21 protein-coding genes are annotated in these 17,933 nt (G+C 58.9%); 7 read left to right on the top strand and 14 right to left on the bottom strand.

Annotation, left to right across the window (positions count from 1 at the left end; translation table 11 throughout):
- Window positions 1–360: 360 nt before the first annotated feature.
- The gene (locus ASD36_RS01125; protein WP_060508680.1) at window positions 361–2,025 is read left to right on the top strand and encodes an electron transfer flavoprotein-ubiquinone oxidoreductase; all 1,665 of its coding nucleotides are present in this window, start codon (window positions 361–363) and stop codon (window positions 2,023–2,025) included.
- A gap of 146 nt (window positions 2,026–2,171) precedes the next feature.
- Window positions 2,172–2,789 carry a L,D-transpeptidase gene (locus ASD36_RS01120; protein ID WP_060503633.1) on the top strand — a complete coding sequence of 206 codons (618 nt, stop codon included), beginning with the start codon at window positions 2,172–2,174 and terminating at the stop codon, window positions 2,787–2,789.
- An 81-nt stretch (window positions 2,790–2,870) separates the two neighbouring features.
- Here the strand turns inward: ASD36_RS01120 and ASD36_RS01115 are convergent, their stop codons facing one another.
- A complete protein-coding gene (locus tag ASD36_RS01115; protein WP_060503632.1) occupies window positions 2,871–3,773 on the bottom strand; it encodes an alpha/beta hydrolase in 903 nt (300 codons plus the stop codon).
- A gap of 108 nt (window positions 3,774–3,881) precedes the next feature.
- Here ASD36_RS01115 and ASD36_RS01110 point away from each other — a divergent pair, with 108 nt between their 5' ends.
- On the top strand, window positions 3,882–4,454 hold the full coding sequence (locus ASD36_RS01110; protein ID WP_060503631.1) for an ABATE domain-containing protein: 573 nt from the start codon (window positions 3,882–3,884) through the stop codon (window positions 4,452–4,454).
- A gap of 95 nt (window positions 4,455–4,549) precedes the next feature.
- Here the strand turns inward: ASD36_RS01110 and ASD36_RS01105 are convergent, their stop codons facing one another.
- Both ASD36_RS01105 and ASD36_RS01100 read right to left on the bottom strand, forming a co-directional pair.
- Window positions 4,550–4,996: a DoxX family protein gene (locus ASD36_RS01105; RefSeq protein WP_060508678.1), complete on the bottom strand. Its 447-nt coding sequence runs from the start codon at window positions 4,994–4,996 to the stop codon at window positions 4,550–4,552.
- Between the two features lie 200 nt (window positions 4,997–5,196).
- The gene (locus ASD36_RS01100) at window positions 5,197–6,210 is read right to left on the bottom strand and encodes a zinc-binding alcohol dehydrogenase family protein (protein ID WP_060503629.1); all 1,014 of its coding nucleotides are present in this window, start codon (window positions 6,208–6,210) and stop codon (window positions 5,197–5,199) included.
- 101 nt (window positions 6,211–6,311) lie between these two features.
- On the opposite strand from ASD36_RS01100, the gene ASD36_RS01095 reads away from it, so the two are divergent.
- Both ASD36_RS01095 and ASD36_RS01090 read left to right on the top strand, forming a co-directional pair.
- Window positions 6,312–6,659 carry a helix-turn-helix domain-containing protein gene (locus tag ASD36_RS01095; RefSeq protein WP_060503628.1) on the top strand — a complete coding sequence of 116 codons (348 nt, stop codon included), beginning with the start codon at window positions 6,312–6,314 and terminating at the stop codon, window positions 6,657–6,659.
- Window positions 6,660–6,778: 119 nt separating this feature from the next.
- Window positions 6,779–7,675 (top strand): diacylglycerol kinase family protein, encoded by an 897-nt coding sequence (locus tag ASD36_RS01090; RefSeq protein WP_060503627.1) that lies wholly within the window; start codon window positions 6,779–6,781, stop codon window positions 7,673–7,675.
- Window positions 7,676–7,693: 18 nt separating this feature from the next.
- On the opposite strand, the gene ASD36_RS01085 is transcribed toward ASD36_RS01090, so the two are convergent.
- Window positions 7,694–9,196: a glycosyltransferase family 39 protein gene (locus ASD36_RS01085; RefSeq protein ID WP_060503626.1), complete on the bottom strand. Its 1,503-nt coding sequence runs from the start codon at window positions 9,194–9,196 to the stop codon at window positions 7,694–7,696.
- Window positions 9,183–10,193 carry a glycosyltransferase family 2 protein gene (locus tag ASD36_RS01080; protein WP_200954861.1) on the bottom strand — a complete coding sequence of 337 codons (1,011 nt, stop codon included), beginning with the start codon at window positions 10,191–10,193 and terminating at the stop codon, window positions 9,183–9,185. The genes ASD36_RS01085 and ASD36_RS01080 overlap by 14 nt, the downstream gene beginning before the upstream one ends.
- A 105-nt stretch (window positions 10,194–10,298) precedes the next feature.
- Here ASD36_RS01080 and ASD36_RS01075 point away from each other — a divergent pair, with 105 nt between their 5' ends.
- Window positions 10,299–11,255 (top strand): lysylphosphatidylglycerol synthase domain-containing protein, encoded by a 957-nt coding sequence (locus tag ASD36_RS01075; RefSeq protein WP_060503625.1) that lies wholly within the window; start codon window positions 10,299–10,301, stop codon window positions 11,253–11,255.
- 3 nt (window positions 11,256–11,258) lie between these two features.
- On the opposite strand, the gene ASD36_RS01070 is transcribed toward ASD36_RS01075, so the two are convergent.
- The 5 genes from ASD36_RS01070 to ASD36_RS01060 form a co-directional block, all read right to left on the bottom strand.
- On the bottom strand, window positions 11,259–12,761 hold the full coding sequence (locus ASD36_RS01070; RefSeq protein ID WP_060503624.1) for an AMP nucleosidase: 1,503 nt from the start codon (window positions 12,759–12,761) through the stop codon (window positions 11,259–11,261).
- A gap of 76 nt (window positions 12,762–12,837) precedes the next feature.
- Window positions 12,838–13,158 carry a YnfA family protein gene (locus ASD36_RS01065; RefSeq protein WP_060503818.1) on the bottom strand — a complete coding sequence of 107 codons (321 nt, stop codon included), beginning with the start codon at window positions 13,156–13,158 and terminating at the stop codon, window positions 12,838–12,840.
- Between the two features lie 90 nt (window positions 13,159–13,248).
- Window positions 13,249–13,422, bottom strand: coding sequence for a hypothetical protein (locus tag ASD36_RS30960; protein ID WP_164491951.1), 174 nt, complete (start codon window positions 13,420–13,422; stop codon window positions 13,249–13,251).
- A gap of 12 nt (window positions 13,423–13,434) precedes the next feature.
- Window positions 13,435–13,608, bottom strand: a complete 174-nt coding sequence (locus ASD36_RS30955) for a hypothetical protein (protein ID WP_037107006.1) — start codon at window positions 13,606–13,608, stop codon at window positions 13,435–13,437.
- A gap of 362 nt (window positions 13,609–13,970) precedes the next feature.
- Window positions 13,971–14,312: a DUF2147 domain-containing protein gene (locus tag ASD36_RS01060; protein WP_060503817.1), complete on the bottom strand. Its 342-nt coding sequence runs from the start codon at window positions 14,310–14,312 to the stop codon at window positions 13,971–13,973.
- Window positions 14,313–14,851: 539 nt separating this feature from the next.
- On the opposite strand from ASD36_RS01060, the gene ASD36_RS01055 reads away from it, so the two are divergent.
- Window positions 14,852–15,118 (top strand): sel1 repeat family protein, encoded by a 267-nt coding sequence (locus ASD36_RS01055; protein WP_060503623.1) that lies wholly within the window; start codon window positions 14,852–14,854, stop codon window positions 15,116–15,118.
- Window positions 15,119–15,179: 61 nt separating this feature from the next.
- Here ASD36_RS01055 and ASD36_RS01050 read toward each other — a convergent pair whose 3' ends face one another.
- From ASD36_RS01050 to ASD36_RS01035, 4 genes are all read right to left on the bottom strand, one after another.
- Entirely contained in the window at window positions 15,180–16,301 is a 1,122-nt protein-coding gene (locus ASD36_RS01050; RefSeq protein ID WP_060503622.1) for a pyridoxal phosphate-dependent aminotransferase, read from the bottom strand.
- 141 nt (window positions 16,302–16,442) lie between these two features.
- A complete protein-coding gene (locus ASD36_RS01045) occupies window positions 16,443–16,877 on the bottom strand; it encodes a PilZ domain-containing protein (RefSeq protein WP_244482033.1) in 435 nt (144 codons plus the stop codon).
- 136 nt (window positions 16,878–17,013) lie between these two features.
- Window positions 17,014–17,427 carry a DUF2177 family protein gene (locus ASD36_RS01040; protein ID WP_060503621.1) on the bottom strand — a complete coding sequence of 138 codons (414 nt, stop codon included), beginning with the start codon at window positions 17,425–17,427 and terminating at the stop codon, window positions 17,014–17,016.
- 97 nt (window positions 17,428–17,524) lie between these two features.
- Window positions 17,525–17,881 carry a PilZ domain-containing protein gene (locus ASD36_RS01035; RefSeq protein ID WP_060503620.1) on the bottom strand — a complete coding sequence of 119 codons (357 nt, stop codon included), beginning with the start codon at window positions 17,879–17,881 and terminating at the stop codon, window positions 17,525–17,527.
- Window positions 17,882–17,933 lie beyond the last annotated feature (52 nt).

Below are 17,933 nucleotides of genomic sequence, written 5' to 3'. Positions count from 1 at the left end.
TTGGGTGTCCGCCAGCTGGCGGCAGAAGTCGTCTCGCCTACACGCACGGCCTCGGAATGCCTTACGGCAGCCGGTATGCGGTTTGTGGCGGAGGGCTTGGTTATTTGGAGGGCGCGTATTCGCATGGGTCGAAGGCCAAAGCAAGGCAAGATGAAAGGCCGGTAGTGGAAGAAGTCTTTTTGTATTTTGACGTTTACGTTCACGTCATATGTTTGTATCCTGCGGCATGACCTCATGCGCAAATGCGCTGGGCTGCCGTCGCAGACCGGCTCGACAAGTCCGGCCGTATTTGCCATGACGGAGGTCAAGAATTGGGAACAAAACCGTGCAAAATAGCCGGGTGCGACTGGAGACGAAGAGATGACCGACAAACATGAGCTGCCCGAGCGCGAAAGCATGGAATTCGACGTTGTTATCGTCGGCGCTGGGCCTGCCGGTTTGGCGGCGGCTATCCGTCTGAAGCAGGTCAATCCGGATCTGTCGGTCGTCGTTCTGGAAAAGGGCGCCGAAGTCGGCGCGCATATCCTGTCGGGTGCCGTGGTCGATCCGATCGGCATCGACCGTCTGTTGCCGGGCTGGCGCGACGAGGAGGGGCATCCCTTCAAGACCGAAGTGAAAGACGACCAGTTCCTGCTGCTTGGTCCTGCCGGCTCGATCCGCCTGCCGAATTTTTTGATGCCGCCCTTGATGAACAATCACGGCAATTACATCGTCTCGCTCGGTCTGGTCTGTCGGTGGCTGGCCGAGAAGGCCGAGGCACTGGGCGTCGAGATCTATCCGGGCTTTGCCGCAACCGAAGTGCTCTACAATGATCAGGGTGCTGTCATCGGTGTGGCCACCGGCGACATGGGCGTCGAGAAGAATGGCGAGCCGGGTCCGAACTTTGCCCGCGGCATGGAGCTGATCGGCAAATACACGCTGATCGGCGAGGGCGTGCGCGGTTCGCTCGCCAAGCAACTGATTTCGAAATTCGACCTGTCGAAGGATCGCGAGCCGCAAAAATTCGGCCTCGGCATCAAGGAGCTCTGGCAGGTCAAGCCGGAGAACCACAAGCAGGGCCTGGTGCAGCACTCGTTCGGCTGGCCGCTCGGCATGAAGACCGGCGGCGGTTCGTTCCTCTATCATCTCGAAGACAATCTGGTCGCCGTCGGCTTTGTCGTGCACCTCAACTACAAGAACCCTTACCTCTATCCATTCGAGGAATTCCAGCGCTTCAAGACGCATCCGGCCATCCGTGGCACCTTTGAGGGTGGCAAGCGGCTGACCTATGGCGCACGCGCCATCACTGAAGGCGGCTACCAGTCGGTGCCGAAGCTGACATTCCCCGGTGGCGCGCTGATCGGCTGTTCGGCCGGTTTCGTCAACGTGCCGCGCATCAAGGGCAGCCACAATGCCGTGCTGTCGGGCATGCTCGCGGCCGAAAAACTGTCGGATGCGATCGCCGCAGGCCGCGCCAATGACGAGGTGATCGAGATCGAGAACGGCTGGCGCGACAGCGCCATCGGCTCCGACCTCAAGAAAGTCCGCAACGTCAAGCCGCTGTGGTCGAAGCTCGGCACGGTAGCCGGCGTGGCGCTCGGCGGTCTCGATATGTGGACCAACACGCTGTTCGGCTTTTCCTTCTTCGGCACGCTGAAACACGGCAAGACCGATGCGCAGGCGCTCGAACCGGCGTCGATGCACAAGCCAATCGCCTATCCGCGCCCGGATGGCGTCTTGACCTTCGACCGTCTGTCCTCGGTGTTCCTGTCGAACACCAATCACGAGGAAAACGAGCCGGTGCACCTGAAGGTCAAGGACATGGCCCTGCAGAAGTCGTCCGAGCACGACATCTATGCCGGCCCATCGACTCGCTACTGTCCGGCCGGGGTCTATGAATGGGTGGAAAAGGATGGGCAAGACGTCTTCGTCATCAACGCCCAGAACTGCGTCCACTGCAAGACCTGCGACATCAAGGACCCCAACCAGAACATCAACTGGGTGCCGCCGCAGGGCGGCGAGGGACCGGTCTATCCGAATATGTGAGGTGGGTGCCTCGATGGCATGAAAAGGGCGGCAGGCGAAAACCTGCCGCCCTTTTCTATTGCGCACAATTTCAACGCGCTTAACCAGCCATTAACCATGTTTTCCCTATTTTCGGTTGCATCAACCGGATCTTAAGGAAACACACGATGTCGATCTCCCGCCGTGGCCTGCTGCTCGGCTTTTCTGCTCTCCTTGCCGGTTGCGCCACCAACGGACCGAACCATGCAGCCAACTATGCTGCAAAACCGGACGAAAAGTTTCCAATGCCGGCCATGCCGCTGGAAAAGGTCAAGCCGGAACTGCGCCGCCAGCAGGTCGCCTATTCGACGAAACATGATGCCGGCACCATTGTCGTCGATACGCCGGCGAGGCGGCTCTACTATATTCTCGGCGACGGGCAGGCGATGCGCTACGGCATCGGCGTCGGCCGCAACGGTTATGCGCTGGCAGGGTCTGCCTATATCGGCCGCAAGGCCGAATGGCCATCGTGGACGCCGACCGACAACATGATCCGCCGCGATCCGGGCAAAAATCGCAAATATGCTGGTGGTGTTCCTGGCGGCCCGAACAACCCGCTCGGCGCCCGGGCGATCTATCTGTATCAGGATGGCAACGACACGATGTTCCGCATCCACGGTACGACACAACCCTGGTCGATTGGCCAGGCGATGTCGAGCGGCTGCGTGCGCATGCTCAACCACGATGTTGTTGATCTCTACGAGCGCGCAATCGTCGGCGGCCGCGTCGTCGTCCTGCAGGCGTAAGCCAAATTCAGAGAACTGGGCGCAAGTATATTCAACTCGACAAAGGCGCCGTGAGCTCAATGCTCCGGCGCCTTTGCTGTCTCATCCAAGGGACCATTTGCGCTCGACGAAATCGGCGATCAGTGGTGCGATCTCGGGCAGCCTTTCTTCAAGGGCGAAGTGACCGGTGTCGAACAGGTGCAGCTCCGCCTCCGGTACGTCGGCCAAAAAGGCACGGGCGCCTGCCTCGGTGAAGAAGGGATCATTGCGGCCCCAGGTGATCAGCGTCGGCGGCTGGCTTTGGCGCAGCCACTGCTGCCATTCCGGATAGCGGACAAGGTTGCTCTTGTAGTCAAAGGCGAGATCGAGTTGCGGCTGGCGGCGATCGGGCCGGTCGAGGAAGTGCTGGTCCATCGTCCAGCCATCGGGAGGGACGAGTTCCGGCTGCGCCGTGCCGCCCTCATATTGCCCGCGGGTCATGTCCAGTGTCAGAAGATTGCGAACCTGCTCCACAGCGCCGTCGTTGGATGGGGCAAGGGCGATAAAGTCGCGGGCGATGTCCGAAAGTCCCTCCAGATAGGCATTGCCGTTCTGGACGATCAACCCGGCGATCAGCTCTGGCCGGCGGGTTGCCAGCCGAAACCCGACCGGTGCGCCGAAATCGAAGGCGTAGAGCATGAAACGCTTGAGTGACAGCGCATCGACAAAGGCCTCCATCACAGTCGCCAGATTGTCGAAGCTATAGGTAAATGTGCCGTTCTCGTTGGTGGAAGTGGGCGCTTCGCTGTGGCCAAAGCCCGGATAGTCGGGGGCAATCAGCCGGTAGTGGCTGCCGAGGGCGTCCATCACGCGCCGGAACTGGTGCGACGAGGCGGGAAAGCCGTGCAGCAGCAGGATGGTTGGTGCGTCCTTGCCCGTTTCCGGCAGGCTTTCTCGATAGAAAACGTGAACGCCGCCGGCCTCGATAAACCGGTGACGGATGGAGGGAATGCTGTGCAATGCCATTTTAACACCCGTATGGTTTGAATTTATGCGTTAGGTTTGCATTCGAGTAACTAATGTGTCAATCGTAAAAATATACATTATAGACGAAAGATAGACGAAAGGCTGAGCATGGATCTGATCCCTTTCACTGGCGAACCGTTGGCCCTCGATCTCGTCAATACCCGGCCCCTGACGGCTGATGGCCAAGTGGATCTGCTCGAAACGGCAGCGGGTCTGCAGCTTTGGCTGGAGGCGGAATCCGATCGTTTGCCAGAGGGCGTGGTTATGGAGTTTGACGCCTTGACGGCTGGTGACTTGGCGCCGGTGATGGCCGTGCGCGATCACACCGCTTCGGCAATCGCCCATGCCCGCGACGGTAGGCCGGTGCCGCGCGCGGAAATTGATGGCTTGAACGCCGCCATGCGTGCGTCGCCCGTCATGCGCCAGCTTGCATGGGGTGACCCGCCGGTTTTGGCCAGCGAACGGGCAGGCGCACCGGCGGTTAGGCTTGCCGGGTTTCTAGCCGAGGATGCGGCCGCACTGCTCACCTCCGGCGACGTGACGCTGATCCGCAAATGCGCGGCAGAGGATTGCGTCATGTTGTTCGTCGGCAGCAATGCCCGCCGCCGCTGGTGTTCGGCTGCCCGCTGCGGCAACCGCGTCCGCGTTTCGCGCTACTATCACCGCAGTAAGTTGACGTGATGGTTCGGGTAGCGCGCGGGCTCCCGAGGATACCGCAATGAAAACGCCTGCTGGATGCGATCCGCAGGCGTTTTCGCGACGGTGGCGAGACAACTCTATGCGTTGAGTTCAGCAAAACCAGAGCCGGGAAGGGTAGGGGCTTCGCGCACCGGCGCAGACTTCCAGGCAACGACCATCAGTGCGCCGATGACCGTGATATGTTCCATGACGACATAGAATTCGAGCGTCTTCATCGGCTCCTGCATGGTCCAGAACGTATGGGCGATCGGAATGGTCAGTGCGGTGAAGACTGCCAGCGCCCCGGCACCAAGCCAGGTCCAGGGATTGGCGATGATCAGGGCTGATCCGCCAAGCTGGGTGACAATGACGGCAATGGTGACGAGCGGCGCAGGCTCTAGGCCGAAGAACGACATTTCGGCGACGCCGGCATTGAAATCGAAGAGTTTGGCCAGCCCACTTGCCCAGAACATGGAGGTCAGGACAGTGCGCGCCAGATAGCCGAAGGTACGGGAACCGATGAGAAAATCAATAAGGGAAGGCATTTCTCTCTCCAGAAACAGGTTATGAAACGAACCCCGGAACCGGCCCGCTGGGGTGCGGAGAACAATTCCGGGTAACGCGGCATCCTCTCTTTCAGAGACTATCGGGTGTACCGCGCTACCTCCTGTTTATGGCGAGCGCGGCCAATGAAGCGTTCCCGCAGGAACTGCGGAAAAGCCGGTTTCTCGGGGTGCCGGTCGCGTCAGAATCCCGCCAGCACTAGCTTGCCCTTGGTCCGGCCGGTTTCGATCAGGGCATGCGCCTTTTTCAGGTTTTCGGCGTTGATCAGCCCCAGCGTCTCTGTCAGCGTCGAACGGATTTTGCCGGTATCGACCAGCCGGGCGATCTCGGTGAGTATCCTGTTCTGCTCCTCCATGTCCTTGGTCTTGAATAGCGACCGGGTGAACATCAGCTCCCAGTGGATGGACACGGCCTTGCGCTTGAACGGCACGACATCGAGCACTTTCGGATCATCGATCAGCCCGAAGCGGCCCTGCGGGGCGATCAGCTGGATGATCTCTTCCAGATGATCGGTGGTATTGGTCGTTGAAAAGACAAAGGCCGGCGCGCCGAGCGCCAGCTGGTCGATCTGGTGTGCCAGCGGCTTGGAATGATCGAGCACATGATGAGCACCGAGATCATAGGCCCACTTCTGGGTTTCGGGCCGCGAAGCGGTGGCGATCACGGTGAGATTGGTCAGCGCCCGGGCAAGCTGGATGGCAATCGAGCCGACGCCACCGGCACCGCCGATGATCAGGATCGCGTTGGCAGCGCCGGGAACCGGATCGTTGACCTTCAGCCGGTCGAACAGGGCCTCCCAGGCGGTCAGAGAGGTCAGTGGCAGGGCGGCCGCGGCCGGAAAATCCAGTGTTTCCGGTTTCCTGCCGACGATGCGCTCGTCAACCAGATGGAATTCGGAATTGGCTCCTGGCCGGTCGATGGCACCGGCATAGAAGACAGCATCCCCCGGCTGGAACAGTTTCACACCCGGGCCAACCGCCTTGATGATCCCTGCCGCATCCCAGCCAAGCACCTTCAGCTGATCCGGCTCCGGCTTGGCGTTGGCACGAATTTTGACATCGACCGGATTGACCGAGATCGCCTTCACCTCGACCAGAATATCTCGCCCTTCCGGCGTCGGCACAGGCAGGTCAACATCGATCAGCGAGGTCTCGGCCGAAATGGGCTGGGGAATCTTGTAGGCAATGGCGCGCATGGGTGGCTCCTTGATGTTTGAACAGAAGCTAGATGCGCATTATGATGCAGGAGCGCAAGAATGCACAATAAGTGTATATAGTACCCAAAAGGATACCGTGAATGCCGCGTGTTCGCCACAAGCTCCTGACTTGCTCTCCCGGCTGCCCGGTCGAGGGCGTACTGCATCTGATCGATGGGAAGTGGAAGGGTGTCATCCTTTATCATCTGCTGGATGGCACGATGCGCTTCAACGAAATCCGCCGCCGCCTGACAAGCGTCACCCAGCGCATGCTGACCAAGCAACTGCGTGAACTGGAAGCCGACGGCCTTGTCGAGCGCACCGTTTTTGCCGTCGTCCCGCCGAGGGTGGATTACTGTCTGACCCCGCGTGGCCGTAGCCTCGAGCCTGTCATCATGGCGATGAAGCTCTGGGGCGACGAACATATCCTGCTGCAGGCTGCCGAATAGCTGGCGCATCACGGCAAGTTTGGGGCGGGCGATATTAAAGATTCGTCATTTTGCCGACGCCGGCTGAAAAAAGGTTAGTGCCGCTCCATATGTAGCCCAACGAGCTGCAAGGAGCACGAATGAAAATCAAGGCCATCTTCAATCGCGACGGCGGAACATTCCGCACAACCGATATGGACGCCTATAGCAAAAAGGCTGCGGAAGTCTTCCGTGCAGCCGGGCATGACATCGAAATCACCGTGGCTTCCGGCGATGGCATGGCAGATATCCTCGAAAAAACGGCGCGTCGCGATGATCTGGATGCGATGCTGGCCGGTGGTGGTGATGGAACCATTTCCGCGGCGGCAGGCGTTGCGTGGAAGAACGGCATGCCGCTCGGCGTGGTACCCGCTGGAACGATGAACCTGTTTGCCCGGGCGCTGAAACTGCCGCTGGATATCTGGAAAGTGCTGGATGTGCTTGCCGAAGGCAGGATCATTGAAGCCGATATCGGCAGTGCCGATGGCCGTGCCTTCGTGCATCAGTTTTCCATGGGGCTGCATGCCCGCATGGTGCGCTACCGCGAATCCTACAGTTTTGCCTCAAGGCTCGGAAAAATCCGGGCCAGCACACGCGCAGCCCTCGGTGTGATGTTCAACCCGCCGGAATTCGAGATCGAGTTCGAGGTCGATGGGGTTCGCGAAACGCGCAAGGTTTCCGCCATCTCCGTGTCCAACAATCATTTCGGGCCGAATGCGCTGATGTATGCGGACGATCTTACAGGGGGGCATCTGGGCTTCTATACAGCGCCTCCATTGAAGCCACATGGCGTCGCAAAGCTGACTGTCGATATCCTGCGTGGGAAATTCCGTGACAGCCCGCTGATCACCGAGATGAGCGCCACCGCCGTCGACCTGCATTTTCCTCGCGAGCGCCGCAACATCAATTGCGTCATCGACGGTGAGTTGCTGCCGATCGGCCGGGATGTCGCTCTGCGCATTCATCCGGGCGAATTGAAATTGCTCGTCGGCCAGTGACCGGGACGCGCTGCGGCGCTATGGCTTTTGCTGTGCCAGCCAGAGATAGCCGAAGCCGTAGCGATCATCTCCTTTGGCGAGATGATAGAGCGGCGCACTAAAGAGCGGCACGATATCGCCGGGCGCCACGCCGCCTTCGATAAGCTTTTGCCGGAGGTTCTCGGGAAGAGCCGGTTGTGCTTCTCCCTTGCCGCGCCACATCACCAGAACCGGTCCAGCCGATCGCCACCCGGCCGCAAGAGGAACTGGCGGATTGTAGGTCGTGATGGCGGTTGACAGCGGCAACTGCAAACGCACGCTACCGGCAAGATTGGTATCGTCGGCAATGACCAGGGCAGGCTGGATGGTGTAATTTTGCGTAATCTCGCGGATGAATGCCTCATAGGGAACGTTGAGTTTGTTGTAGGAGCCCAGCATTGGCGAGGTCACGACCCGCGCCGAAACGCCGATGAGCACCGCGAAGATCATGATGAAAAGGGGAATGGCAAAACGCTTGAGTTTTCCGGTTGTTTCGATCCCGGCCGCATCAATCTTGAGGCAGAGATACAGTGGTAGAATAACCACGAACAGGGCGAGCCATTTTTCCCGGATATGGGTGGCGCCAAGGCCGAGAACGATCAGCAGGACGGCAATCAGGCAGAGGCAGATGATCCGCCCCGTTATCCGGGTCCATTGGCTTTCCGCGAGACAGATGCGTTTGATGTCGAAGGGAAAGACCGCAAGAAAGAAGGCGATCGGTAGAATGGTCGCCCCGAAGATCGCCGAGATCAGCGAAATGGTTCCCTTGAACGCTTGAGCCAGCCGCCCGCCTTCCAGTCCTTCCTTCATCTCGTTGATGGTGCCGGCCGAGGCCGATGTGAGGTTGTGAAGAATCCAGTAAGCGTGTGGCAGGACGATCGCAAAGGCGACGGCGAGGGAGGCAATCAGCCTCCAATCGAAAATGCGTTGACGCAAATCCCGCTCCGGCAGAACGGCAAGAACGGCAGCAGCCGGCACCAGCGCAAAATTGTACTTCGAAATCAGCCCGATACCGACGGCGACCCCTGTCAGGAGATAGGAAAACAGGCTTGGATTGCGTAGCGTCCTGAAAAATCCGTAGAGAAACAGCGACACCGCAAAGAGTGCGGAGACGGTGTGCGAAAGGTCCCGCTGAGCCAGCAGAAAAACCGGCGGCAGGGTCAGCACGCCCAGCATGGCCATGGCCGCCAGCGTTCGATCCTTGATGACGGTCCGGGCGGCGAGACCATAAAACAGACAACAGAGAAAAAGCAGCAGATGCTTGAGGATGGTCAGCGCCGTCAGGGAGACGCCGAATGCCTCCACCACGGCATATTGCAGCCAATTGTAGAAGGGAGGCTGCGGACCATAGCCGAGCGCCAGAAACTGCGAAACGAAGGCCTGTTCGCCTTCGTCGATTTCGAGCGCCGGAGAGATGAACACGCGCAGGGCCACACACAGCACAAAATACGCGGCGACGGCAAAAATCATTGCATCGGCGCGGCGGGAATCAGCGTGAGGCATCAGCTTTATCCTGCTCGAAAACTTTGCGCACGATATAGGGCGGCGTGTCGTTCTCGCCGGAATAGAGCCGCGCCATCATTTCGGCGAGGATGCCGGTGGTGATCAGCTGAACCGAGGACAGGAACAGCATGACGCCAACGATCAGCATCGGTCTCGTGCCGATATCGTTGCCGAGCAGGAACTTGTCGATGAACAGGTAGAACAGGATCAGGGCGCTGAGGCCGCCGGCAGCAAGTCCGATTGACCCGAAGAAATGCCCCGGCCGCGCCTTGTAGCGCATGAAGAACAACACTGACAGCAGGTCGAGGATCACCCTGAAGGTTCGGGAAATTCCGTATTTCGACGTGCCATGCTGGCGGGCGTGGTGGGTGACTGGCATCTCACCGATGCGGCTGCTCGGCACGACGCCGGCAACCCAGGCCGGAATGAACCGGTGCATCTCGCCCATCAGCCGGACCTGCTTGATGATAGACGCCTGATAGATTTTCAGGCTGCAACCGTAGTCGTGCAGTTTCACGCCGGTGATCTTGCCGATCAGGTAGTTGGCGCACCAGGACGGGATCTTGCGCAGGAAAAGGCCGTCCTGGCGGTTCTTGCGCCAGCCGACCAGAAGATCGAGTTCGCGCTCCTCGATCGCCTTGACCATCGGCGGAATATCGCGCGGATCGTTTTGCAGGTCGCCGTCGAGCGTAGCGATCAATCTGCCGGATGCGAGATCGATACCCGCTTGCATGGCGGCGGTCTGGCCGAAATTGCGCTGCAATTCGACGATTCTCAAGCGTAGGCCGCTTTCGAGCTCCTTGCGGGCGCTGACAAGCGTGCCGTCGGTGCTTCCGTCGTTGACGAGAATGAGTTCCCACGGCTTGTCGAAATTGAGCATGGCTTCCCGGATGCGGGCGACCAGCGGACCGACGCTTTCTTCTTCGTTATAGATCGGCACGACAACGGACAACTCGACCGGCGGGGCCGTTTCGCTATCTACCCTGTTTGCTTCCAAGATGGGATCCAAAATCAAAGCCTTTTAAAAACGTGCAGGTTCTCTCGCCTGGGTTATCGTGATAACCAGCCGTGCCATAGCACCGGACAGGAAAGTACCAAATATATGAATGCAGGAGAGGATGCCAGCCGGGGCTCATGGCTTGTCCGCAACCGGATGAGCGCCATCTCCCTTGTGGCTGTCGTCGCCTACGCCGCGTTCATCCAATGGATCTGGGGTTGGCCGGTTCTTTTGCGGCAATGGGCCGGGATTGGTCTCTTTCCTGTCCTGTCGGCGCTGCTGCTTCTGGTCGGAACCTATTTCATCCGCTGCTATCGGATTTACGACTATTTTCCGAACGAAACACGCGGCCGTTTCCTCACGCTTCTGCGTGTGACGCAAGTCCATAACCTTCTCAACATCATGTTGCCATTCCGGGCAGGCGAGACCAGTTTTCCGATCCTGATGCGGTCGGAATTTGCCGTCCCTTTGACGCGCAGCACCTCGGCGCTGCTGCTCATGCGCCTTCTCGATCTGCACGCCCTGTTCGCCGCCGCGGGCGTCGGCCTCGTCATTGGCCGTGATAACCAGGCGCTTGGCTGGTTGCTGTGGGGGCTTTTTCTTGTGTCACCGCTGGCGCTGTTTCTATTGAAGGGTCATGCCCTTGCCGTTCTGCAGCGTCGGCTGCCGGAAAAGTTCGGCCAGTTTCTAGTCGAGGTCGAAGCCGGGCTACCCGCCAATGCGCTGGTCTTCGTCAGGGCATGGTTGATGACCGTTCTCAACTGGTCAACGAAGGTCGCCGTGCTCGCCTGGGTTCTGGCGACCATGGGCGTTCTGCCGCTTGCCGCCTGTTTCGGCGGCGCGCTTGGCGGTGAACTGTCGTCGGTTCTGCCGGTGCATGCCCCCGCCGGTGTCGGCACCTATCCGGCCGGCATTACCGCCGGCGCTATATCCTTCGGTGCGCCAGCGAAAGGCGCCGCCTTTGACCTGCTTGCCAGCGCCAGCGTCAATGCGCATCTGCTGATCGTCGTGTCGGCGGTTGCCGGCACGCTTTTGTCGATGGTTCTATCGCCGCGCCGTTGAAACTTACTGGAACGCAGTTTCGAAGAAGCTGCGCAGCTTGCGGGAATGCAGTTTTTCCGGCGGCATGGCTGCCAGTTTTTGCAATGCAAGAATACCGATCTGCAAATGCTGGCTGACCTGTGTCTTGTAAAAGGCCGTCGCCATGCCCGGCAGTTTCAGTTCTCCATGCAACGGCTTGTCGGAGACGCAGAGCAGGGTGCCGTAGGGAACGCGGAAGCGGAAACCGTTGGCGGCAATGGTCGCCGATTCCATATCGAGTGCGATGGCGCGTGATTGCGACAGTCGCTTGACCGGACCGCGCTGGTCACGCAGTTCCCAGTTGCGGTTGTCGATGGTGGCAACGGTGCCGGTGCGCATGATCCGCTTGAGATCATAGCCCTCGTAACCGGTCACTTCCGCCACGGCATCCTGCATCGCCACCTGAACTTCGGCGAGCGCCGGGATCGGGATCCAGACCGGCAGGTCGTCGTCCAGCACATGGTCCTCGCGGACATAGGCGTGGGCAAGCACATAATCGCCAAGCGTCTGACTGTTGCGCAAGCCGGCGCAATGACCAAGCATCAGCCAGGCATGCGGCCGCAGCACGGCGATATGGTCGGTGATCGTCTTGGCGTTCGAAGGCCCGACGCCGATATTGACGACGGTAATGCCGCCATGGCCCTTCTTCTTGAGATGATAGGCCGGCATCTGTGGCAGCCGGGCAAGCGTCAGGTCCGAATCGGGCTTGTCCGATCCGGGCTGGGTGGTGATGTTGCCGGGCTCGACGAAGGCGGTGTAGCCATTGCCGCCATCGATCATCTGCTGACGTGCCCAGGCGCAGAATTCGTCGATATAGAACTGATAGTTGGTGAACAGCACGAAATTCTGGAAATGCGTCGCGCTGGTCGCCGTATAGTGGCTGAGACGAGCCAGCGAATAGTCGATGCGCTGGGCGGTGAACGGGGCAAGCGGCGAGGGCTCGCCGGGGCCGGGCTCATAGGCGCCGTTGGCGATTTCATCGTCTGTGGTGGTCAGATCCGGCGTGTCAAACAGGTCGCGCAGCGGAATGTCGATATTCTCAGCCATTGCCGCTTCGACATAGGCGCCTTCGCCGAAGGCGAAATGCAGCGGGATCGGCGTCGTCGATTCCGATACGGTAACACCGACGCCATGACTGCGGATCAACAGCCCAAGTTGTTCCTTCAGGTAATGCCGGAACAGTTTCGGCCGGGTGACCGTGGTCGTGTAGACCCCGGGCGCGCTGACATAGCCGTAAGAGAGGCGCGAATCGATATGGCTGAAGCTGCTGGTCTCGATGCTGACCTGCGGATAGCAGGCACGGTAACGCGAGACCGGCGTTCCGGTCCGGCCAAGTTCGGTGAAGGCATCGACCAGGAATTTCGTATTGCGCTCGTAAAGCGCCAGAAGCGCATCGACGGCGGCAACCGGATCGTCAAACGTCTGTGGTTCGAAAACGTCGGGCGTTGCGATGGAAAGGGCGGAGAGGGAAGAGATTCGATTGTTCATACGGCATTATAGGATGCTGTTTTTTACAAGCAAACGACAAGATTGGATTGCACAGGTCACGTTCAGGAAAAGCCGTTCAGCGCGGTCCGCCAAGGATGATAGCGGTGCCGGCAAGGGCGAGAATGACGCCGGTCGCATCCCATCGATCCGGCCGGACACCCTCGACAATCCACAACCAAGCCAGCGAAGCGGCGATGTAGATGCCGCCATAGGCCGCATAGGCACGTCCGGCCGCTGCTGTTTCGATAAGAGTGAGAAGCCAGGCGAACAGTGCAAGGCTTGCCACGCCGGGAATGAGCCACCAGATCGGTTTGTCGAGCTTCAACCAGGCCCAGAAGGCAAAGCAGCCGGCGATCTCCGCAAGAGCGGCAAGGGCATAGACGGCGAATGCGGAAATGGGCATCGGGTTCCTTCCTGTAGCTGATTATAGGAAGGCAGTCGGTTCAAATGTGCAAGCGCACCCGGAGCTTAAATCAGGCTTGCAGCTTCAGCTCATCGACTGGCGCTGCAGCGTGACGAAAAGGACAAGGCCGGCTCCTTGCTTGCCGATACCAAGGCCGGAGGCCTTGCTGTAGGCAACTGCACCCATCGGAGCCATCAAAAGGGCTGCGAGCGTCAGCATGCGCAGTGCGATGGTTGCGGAATGGGTGAGGGAGAACATCGTCTTTGATCCTTAGAGCTTGGCTTGTTCGCAGAACTTCGTGGTGTGCACGGTGCAGTCGGCAATCGAGCCGGCATAGTTGTGACGGCGGCGCTGGCTATCGGCGCTGACAGCGGCTGCGAGCGTCAATGCGAAAACGACCATAAGCATGCTGATGATGGTGAGGCGGCGGGCGAGAATGTCCATGGCTATGTCCGTTTGATCTGGTGTGTCGATCGGGGTTCAACTCGATGATGACGTTTTCGCACAAGCAAACTGAACTCTTCCTGAGACCTCGGTTCATCTCCCGTTCATCTTCGCGGCGTTCTGAACCGCTCAAGGGGTGCTTAAAGCCGTTTGGCAGCCATACTGGCGTCAAAGGAGCAGAATCGGGCGCTGATTATGAACATCGCTGTTCAGAAAAGGTCTGCTGATTTGGGAGAAGGAAGAACAAGTGCCTGCAGGCGGCCAGCCGAAACAATTCTGTTCAGCTAGGCGGCGCGCCGGACGCGGCGGCGCGCCGAAGATCAAGAGCAGAATCCAGCGTGGCCACCGGATGTCCAGCTTGATTACATCCGTGTCCAGGTCTGCGACTTGCAGAGAACCTTGAGAACGCAGCCCTGCATTTTCAGCGAGGCGCCGCTGATCGATGCATTGCCACTGTAGGTCTTGTCGTTGGCGGGATCAGTGATCTCGCCGGAATAGCTGTCGCCGCTGCCACTCATGCTGCCGATGCGCTTGCCGGCATGTTTGCCCGTCTTCAACGTGATGCAATAGCTGCCGCCGCAGGACGTGATGACGGCGGTCTCGCCGCTGGCCGTCTTCCAATTGCCGACAATCGGTTCGGCGGCGAAGCCGGACGCTGCCGTGGCCATTGTCATGGCTACCGCAAGTATCAATGTACGAATCATCATGTCCCTCCCGTAAAATTCGCCGGACACCCGATGGTTCCGGGCGAAAGGTTGTCAGAGTCGGTCTCCTCACCGCTCAATTTCCGGAAAATAACTTACGCGGACGTAAACGTAAATACGGAAGTCACTGGTTTTGCGATGAAGGGATCGAGCAAAATGCGGCTTGTTGCGCCGTCTCTTTCCGCAAGGCCCAACATGCGACCGTTTTGCGTGGTTAGCGATTGGTTGAAATCGGCGTCTGAATTTTCCGTAAAGATTGAGGCAAAAGCCAGCGTTTCCGGTCAGTCCGATGTTTAACAAAAACCCAAGTTTACCAATCGTTTGAACTTTGTTTGCCTCACATTAATCATGCATTTTAAGCGTGTATTGAAACCGCTGCTGCATATTCAGACCCATAAGACGAGCAGGGAAAAACACCCCGCCGACATCCTTCAGGGGGCCAAAGCCGCACAAGACGGCGGCCCCTTAAAGGAGCCTCAAAAAGGCAGATAAAACAGGGACTACCGACGTAACAAACCAGGTAAACAGGGACAGAGACAATGGCACGCTTTGACATTCAGAATGCTTCGGATGCCACAATGGGTGGCGAAAACCGCGCGGACGTCTTTTGTGAAATGGGCTTGATGTATGCAACCGGACGTGGTTGCGATGTCGATCTCGTCGCCGCGCACAAATGGCTGAACATCGCGGCCATCAAGGGATCGGACCGGGCAGCAGCGCTGCGTGCCGATCTGGCGATGACCATGAACAAGACCGACCTCGCCACGGCCCTGCGCGCCGCCCGCGAATGGATGACAGTGCATTGAAACAGGATTGCATCGACGACAGGCGGTAGGGACCGAGACCTCCGAAGATGGGGCGCGGTTTCTACTGCCTGCCGAGCGATTCCAGAACTTTCGGCAAAGCTTCCTCCAGAAGCGCCATGTCCGCCTCCGGCCCGGTGCTGATGCGGATACAACGGTTCAGGGGCGCAACACCCGGCATGCGGATGAAAACGCCGTGGTCGGCCATAAGCCCGTCAACGATGGCGCGGGCAAAGACGGCATCCTTGCCGCAATCAATCGTCACGAAATTCGTTGCCGAAGGCAGGGGCTTCAGTCCGTTGCTATCAGCGATTTCGGCGATCCTGCCGCGTGAGGCGGCAATTTTTTCCAGAACCTCGGCCAGATAGTCCTTGTCCGCCAGCGCTGCGATAGCCGCAGCGGTCCCGATCCTGTTCATGCCGAAATGGTTGCGGATCTTGTCGAAGGCCTGTGCGGTTCCCGGCGTACCGATGACATACCCGACACGGGCTCCCGCCAAGCCATAAGCCTTGGAGAAGGTCCGGGTACGGACGATGTTCGGCATGTCGATCAATGAGGCGATCGGGGGAATGGTGCCCGCCGGGGCGGTTTCGCCATAGGCCTCGTCGAGGATGAGAAGGCAGGTCTCGGGCAAGGCTCTTGCGAAGGCAATAACGCTGTCTGCGTCCCACCAGCTGCCCATCGGGTTGTCGGGATTGGCGAAATAGACCAACGGCGCATTTTCGCGTTTGACGGCGGCCAGCAGCCCGTCGAGATCTTCGCGGTCGTTGACATAGGGAACCGTCACCAGCCGGCCGCCATGCCCCGCGACATGGAAATTGAATGTAGGATAGCCGCCAAGCGAGGTGACAACCGGCATTCCGGGCTCGATCACCATGCGAACGATCTGCCCGAGCAGGCCGTCGATGCCTTCACCGATGGCGATGTTTTCCGCCCCGGTACCCAGATGGGCGGCAAGCGATTTCTTCAGCTCGAAATTTTCCGGGTCATTATATTGCCAGACCCCTGCGGCGGCCGCCGCCATCGCCGACAGCACCGATGGAGCCGGGCCAAAGCCGCTCTCATTGGCGCCGATTCGCGCTGCGATCGGGCGGTCACGCTGACGCTCGATCGCTTCAGGCCCGACAAAGGGAATGGTGGAGGGAAGCGAGGTGACGAGCGGGGTAAATCTGGAGAATGCGGACATTGCTGAATATCGAGCCTGACGACGAATGAAATCGTGGCGGAGATTAGCGAGGATTCGCAGTCATGGAAACCAAATCCATCGCGCGAGAGACCACATTCCTGGCAAGGCATGCTCGAATTGGCGCTGGCGCTAGTGCTAGTGCTAGTGCTTCTTCACTTCGCCGCCGGTGAAGAATTCGTAACGGACGATCTGATGCAGGAATTCCTCATCGATCGGTTTGATGAAATGCACCTGAATCCGGTTGTCGCGCCGGTAGACCTCAGCACAGCCGATTCGCTTCTTGGTTCCGACGATGGTCAGATAATAGTGCTGGGGAAGGCCGATCGTCGTATTGACGACGAAGCTGGCGCCCCCGCGAGAAATCTCTGTCATCTTGCAGGTTCGGGTCGAGACGCCGCCGAGCCCAGGCTTGACTGCCATCAACGTACCGGCCTGTCCGATCACAAAACGTTCGAAACGCTGTTCGTACAGCTTGGAACTGACCACCGAATACATCGTCGAGTTCTGCATCGTCACTCCCTCGATAGCGATCGGCCTGGATGATTGATCCACATCTGCCGCATCGTTTGCGTTCACCGCTCTTATCCTCCTCATGAGGGCAGTGTGCGATGAATGCAGGATCGGTCAGGGATATTGCAATCCTTTGAAAACATTCCCTAAAGTTTTAATGAGGGTAGAAATTGATGCATTCTGCCGGTCACTGCGTCACGAATCAGGACATCGGATCGGCAAGATAGCTGCAGGTTAGCAGGCCACAGCTTGCCGAAAACGCGGTGACAAAGGTTCCCCAGGCCATATCGACCAGACTGACAATCGGCGGCCAGCCCTTCAATGTCGCCAGATTGGTAATGTCGTAGGTGCCGTAAGCAGCAAGGCCGAGAACAGCACCATATCCGAGCGCGGTGAGGAGAGAGCTGGCCCGCACTCCTGGCAGGACGGCCAGGAGAACGATGGCCATCGCGAAAAACACATAGAAAATCGAGGCGATGGCGAAATTTGGCGATGGCAGCATGAGTTCGCCGAGCTGATCTCGATAGAATGCCCTTGCGACCAGCCCCAGCCAGATGGCGTCGGCAATCATCAGGGACACCAGCGTTCCCGCGTAGGCGATCAAAACAGTTTTCATGACGCTCGATCCTCTTTCGCCCTTACTACGGCTGGTAGCCCTGTCTGGATTGCCGGTGAGCGATAATAGGAGAAGCCTTGCGGTCAGCGGCCCGCTTTCAGATCAGGCCACTGGTAAAGTTCAGCCGAATCAGGCGGCTCAGGAATTCCGGCGCCAGCTGCATGTTGAAGCGCACGCCGAGTTCGCTCCGGTGCCGATGAACCTGCGAGCAACCGATCTCCTCCTGGAAGCCGTCGATCTGCAGGAAGAAATGTTTTGGCAAAAGTATATTGGCGTTGAAATCCACCATGGCGCCGCCGATCGAGATATGGCGCAGCAGGCATTGATATTTCGTCTTCGTCTTCAGGTGCTGCCCGACCACAAGGATGCGGCACGGACGCTCTATATAATAGTGCTTGTAGCTGGTGGTCAGTTGACCCGGTTTTGCCTCGGCGAGATGCATCACCATCGACATGGGAAACTCCGGAAATCTGCGGCTACGCGCCGTTTTGCTGGATGCTGGAACT

This window comes from Rhizobium sp. Root1334 (genome assembly GCF_001426665.1).
Classification (GTDB): Bacteria; Pseudomonadota; Alphaproteobacteria; order Rhizobiales; family Rhizobiaceae; genus Pararhizobium.
This window is presented reverse-complemented; position numbering and strand designations above follow the sequence as displayed.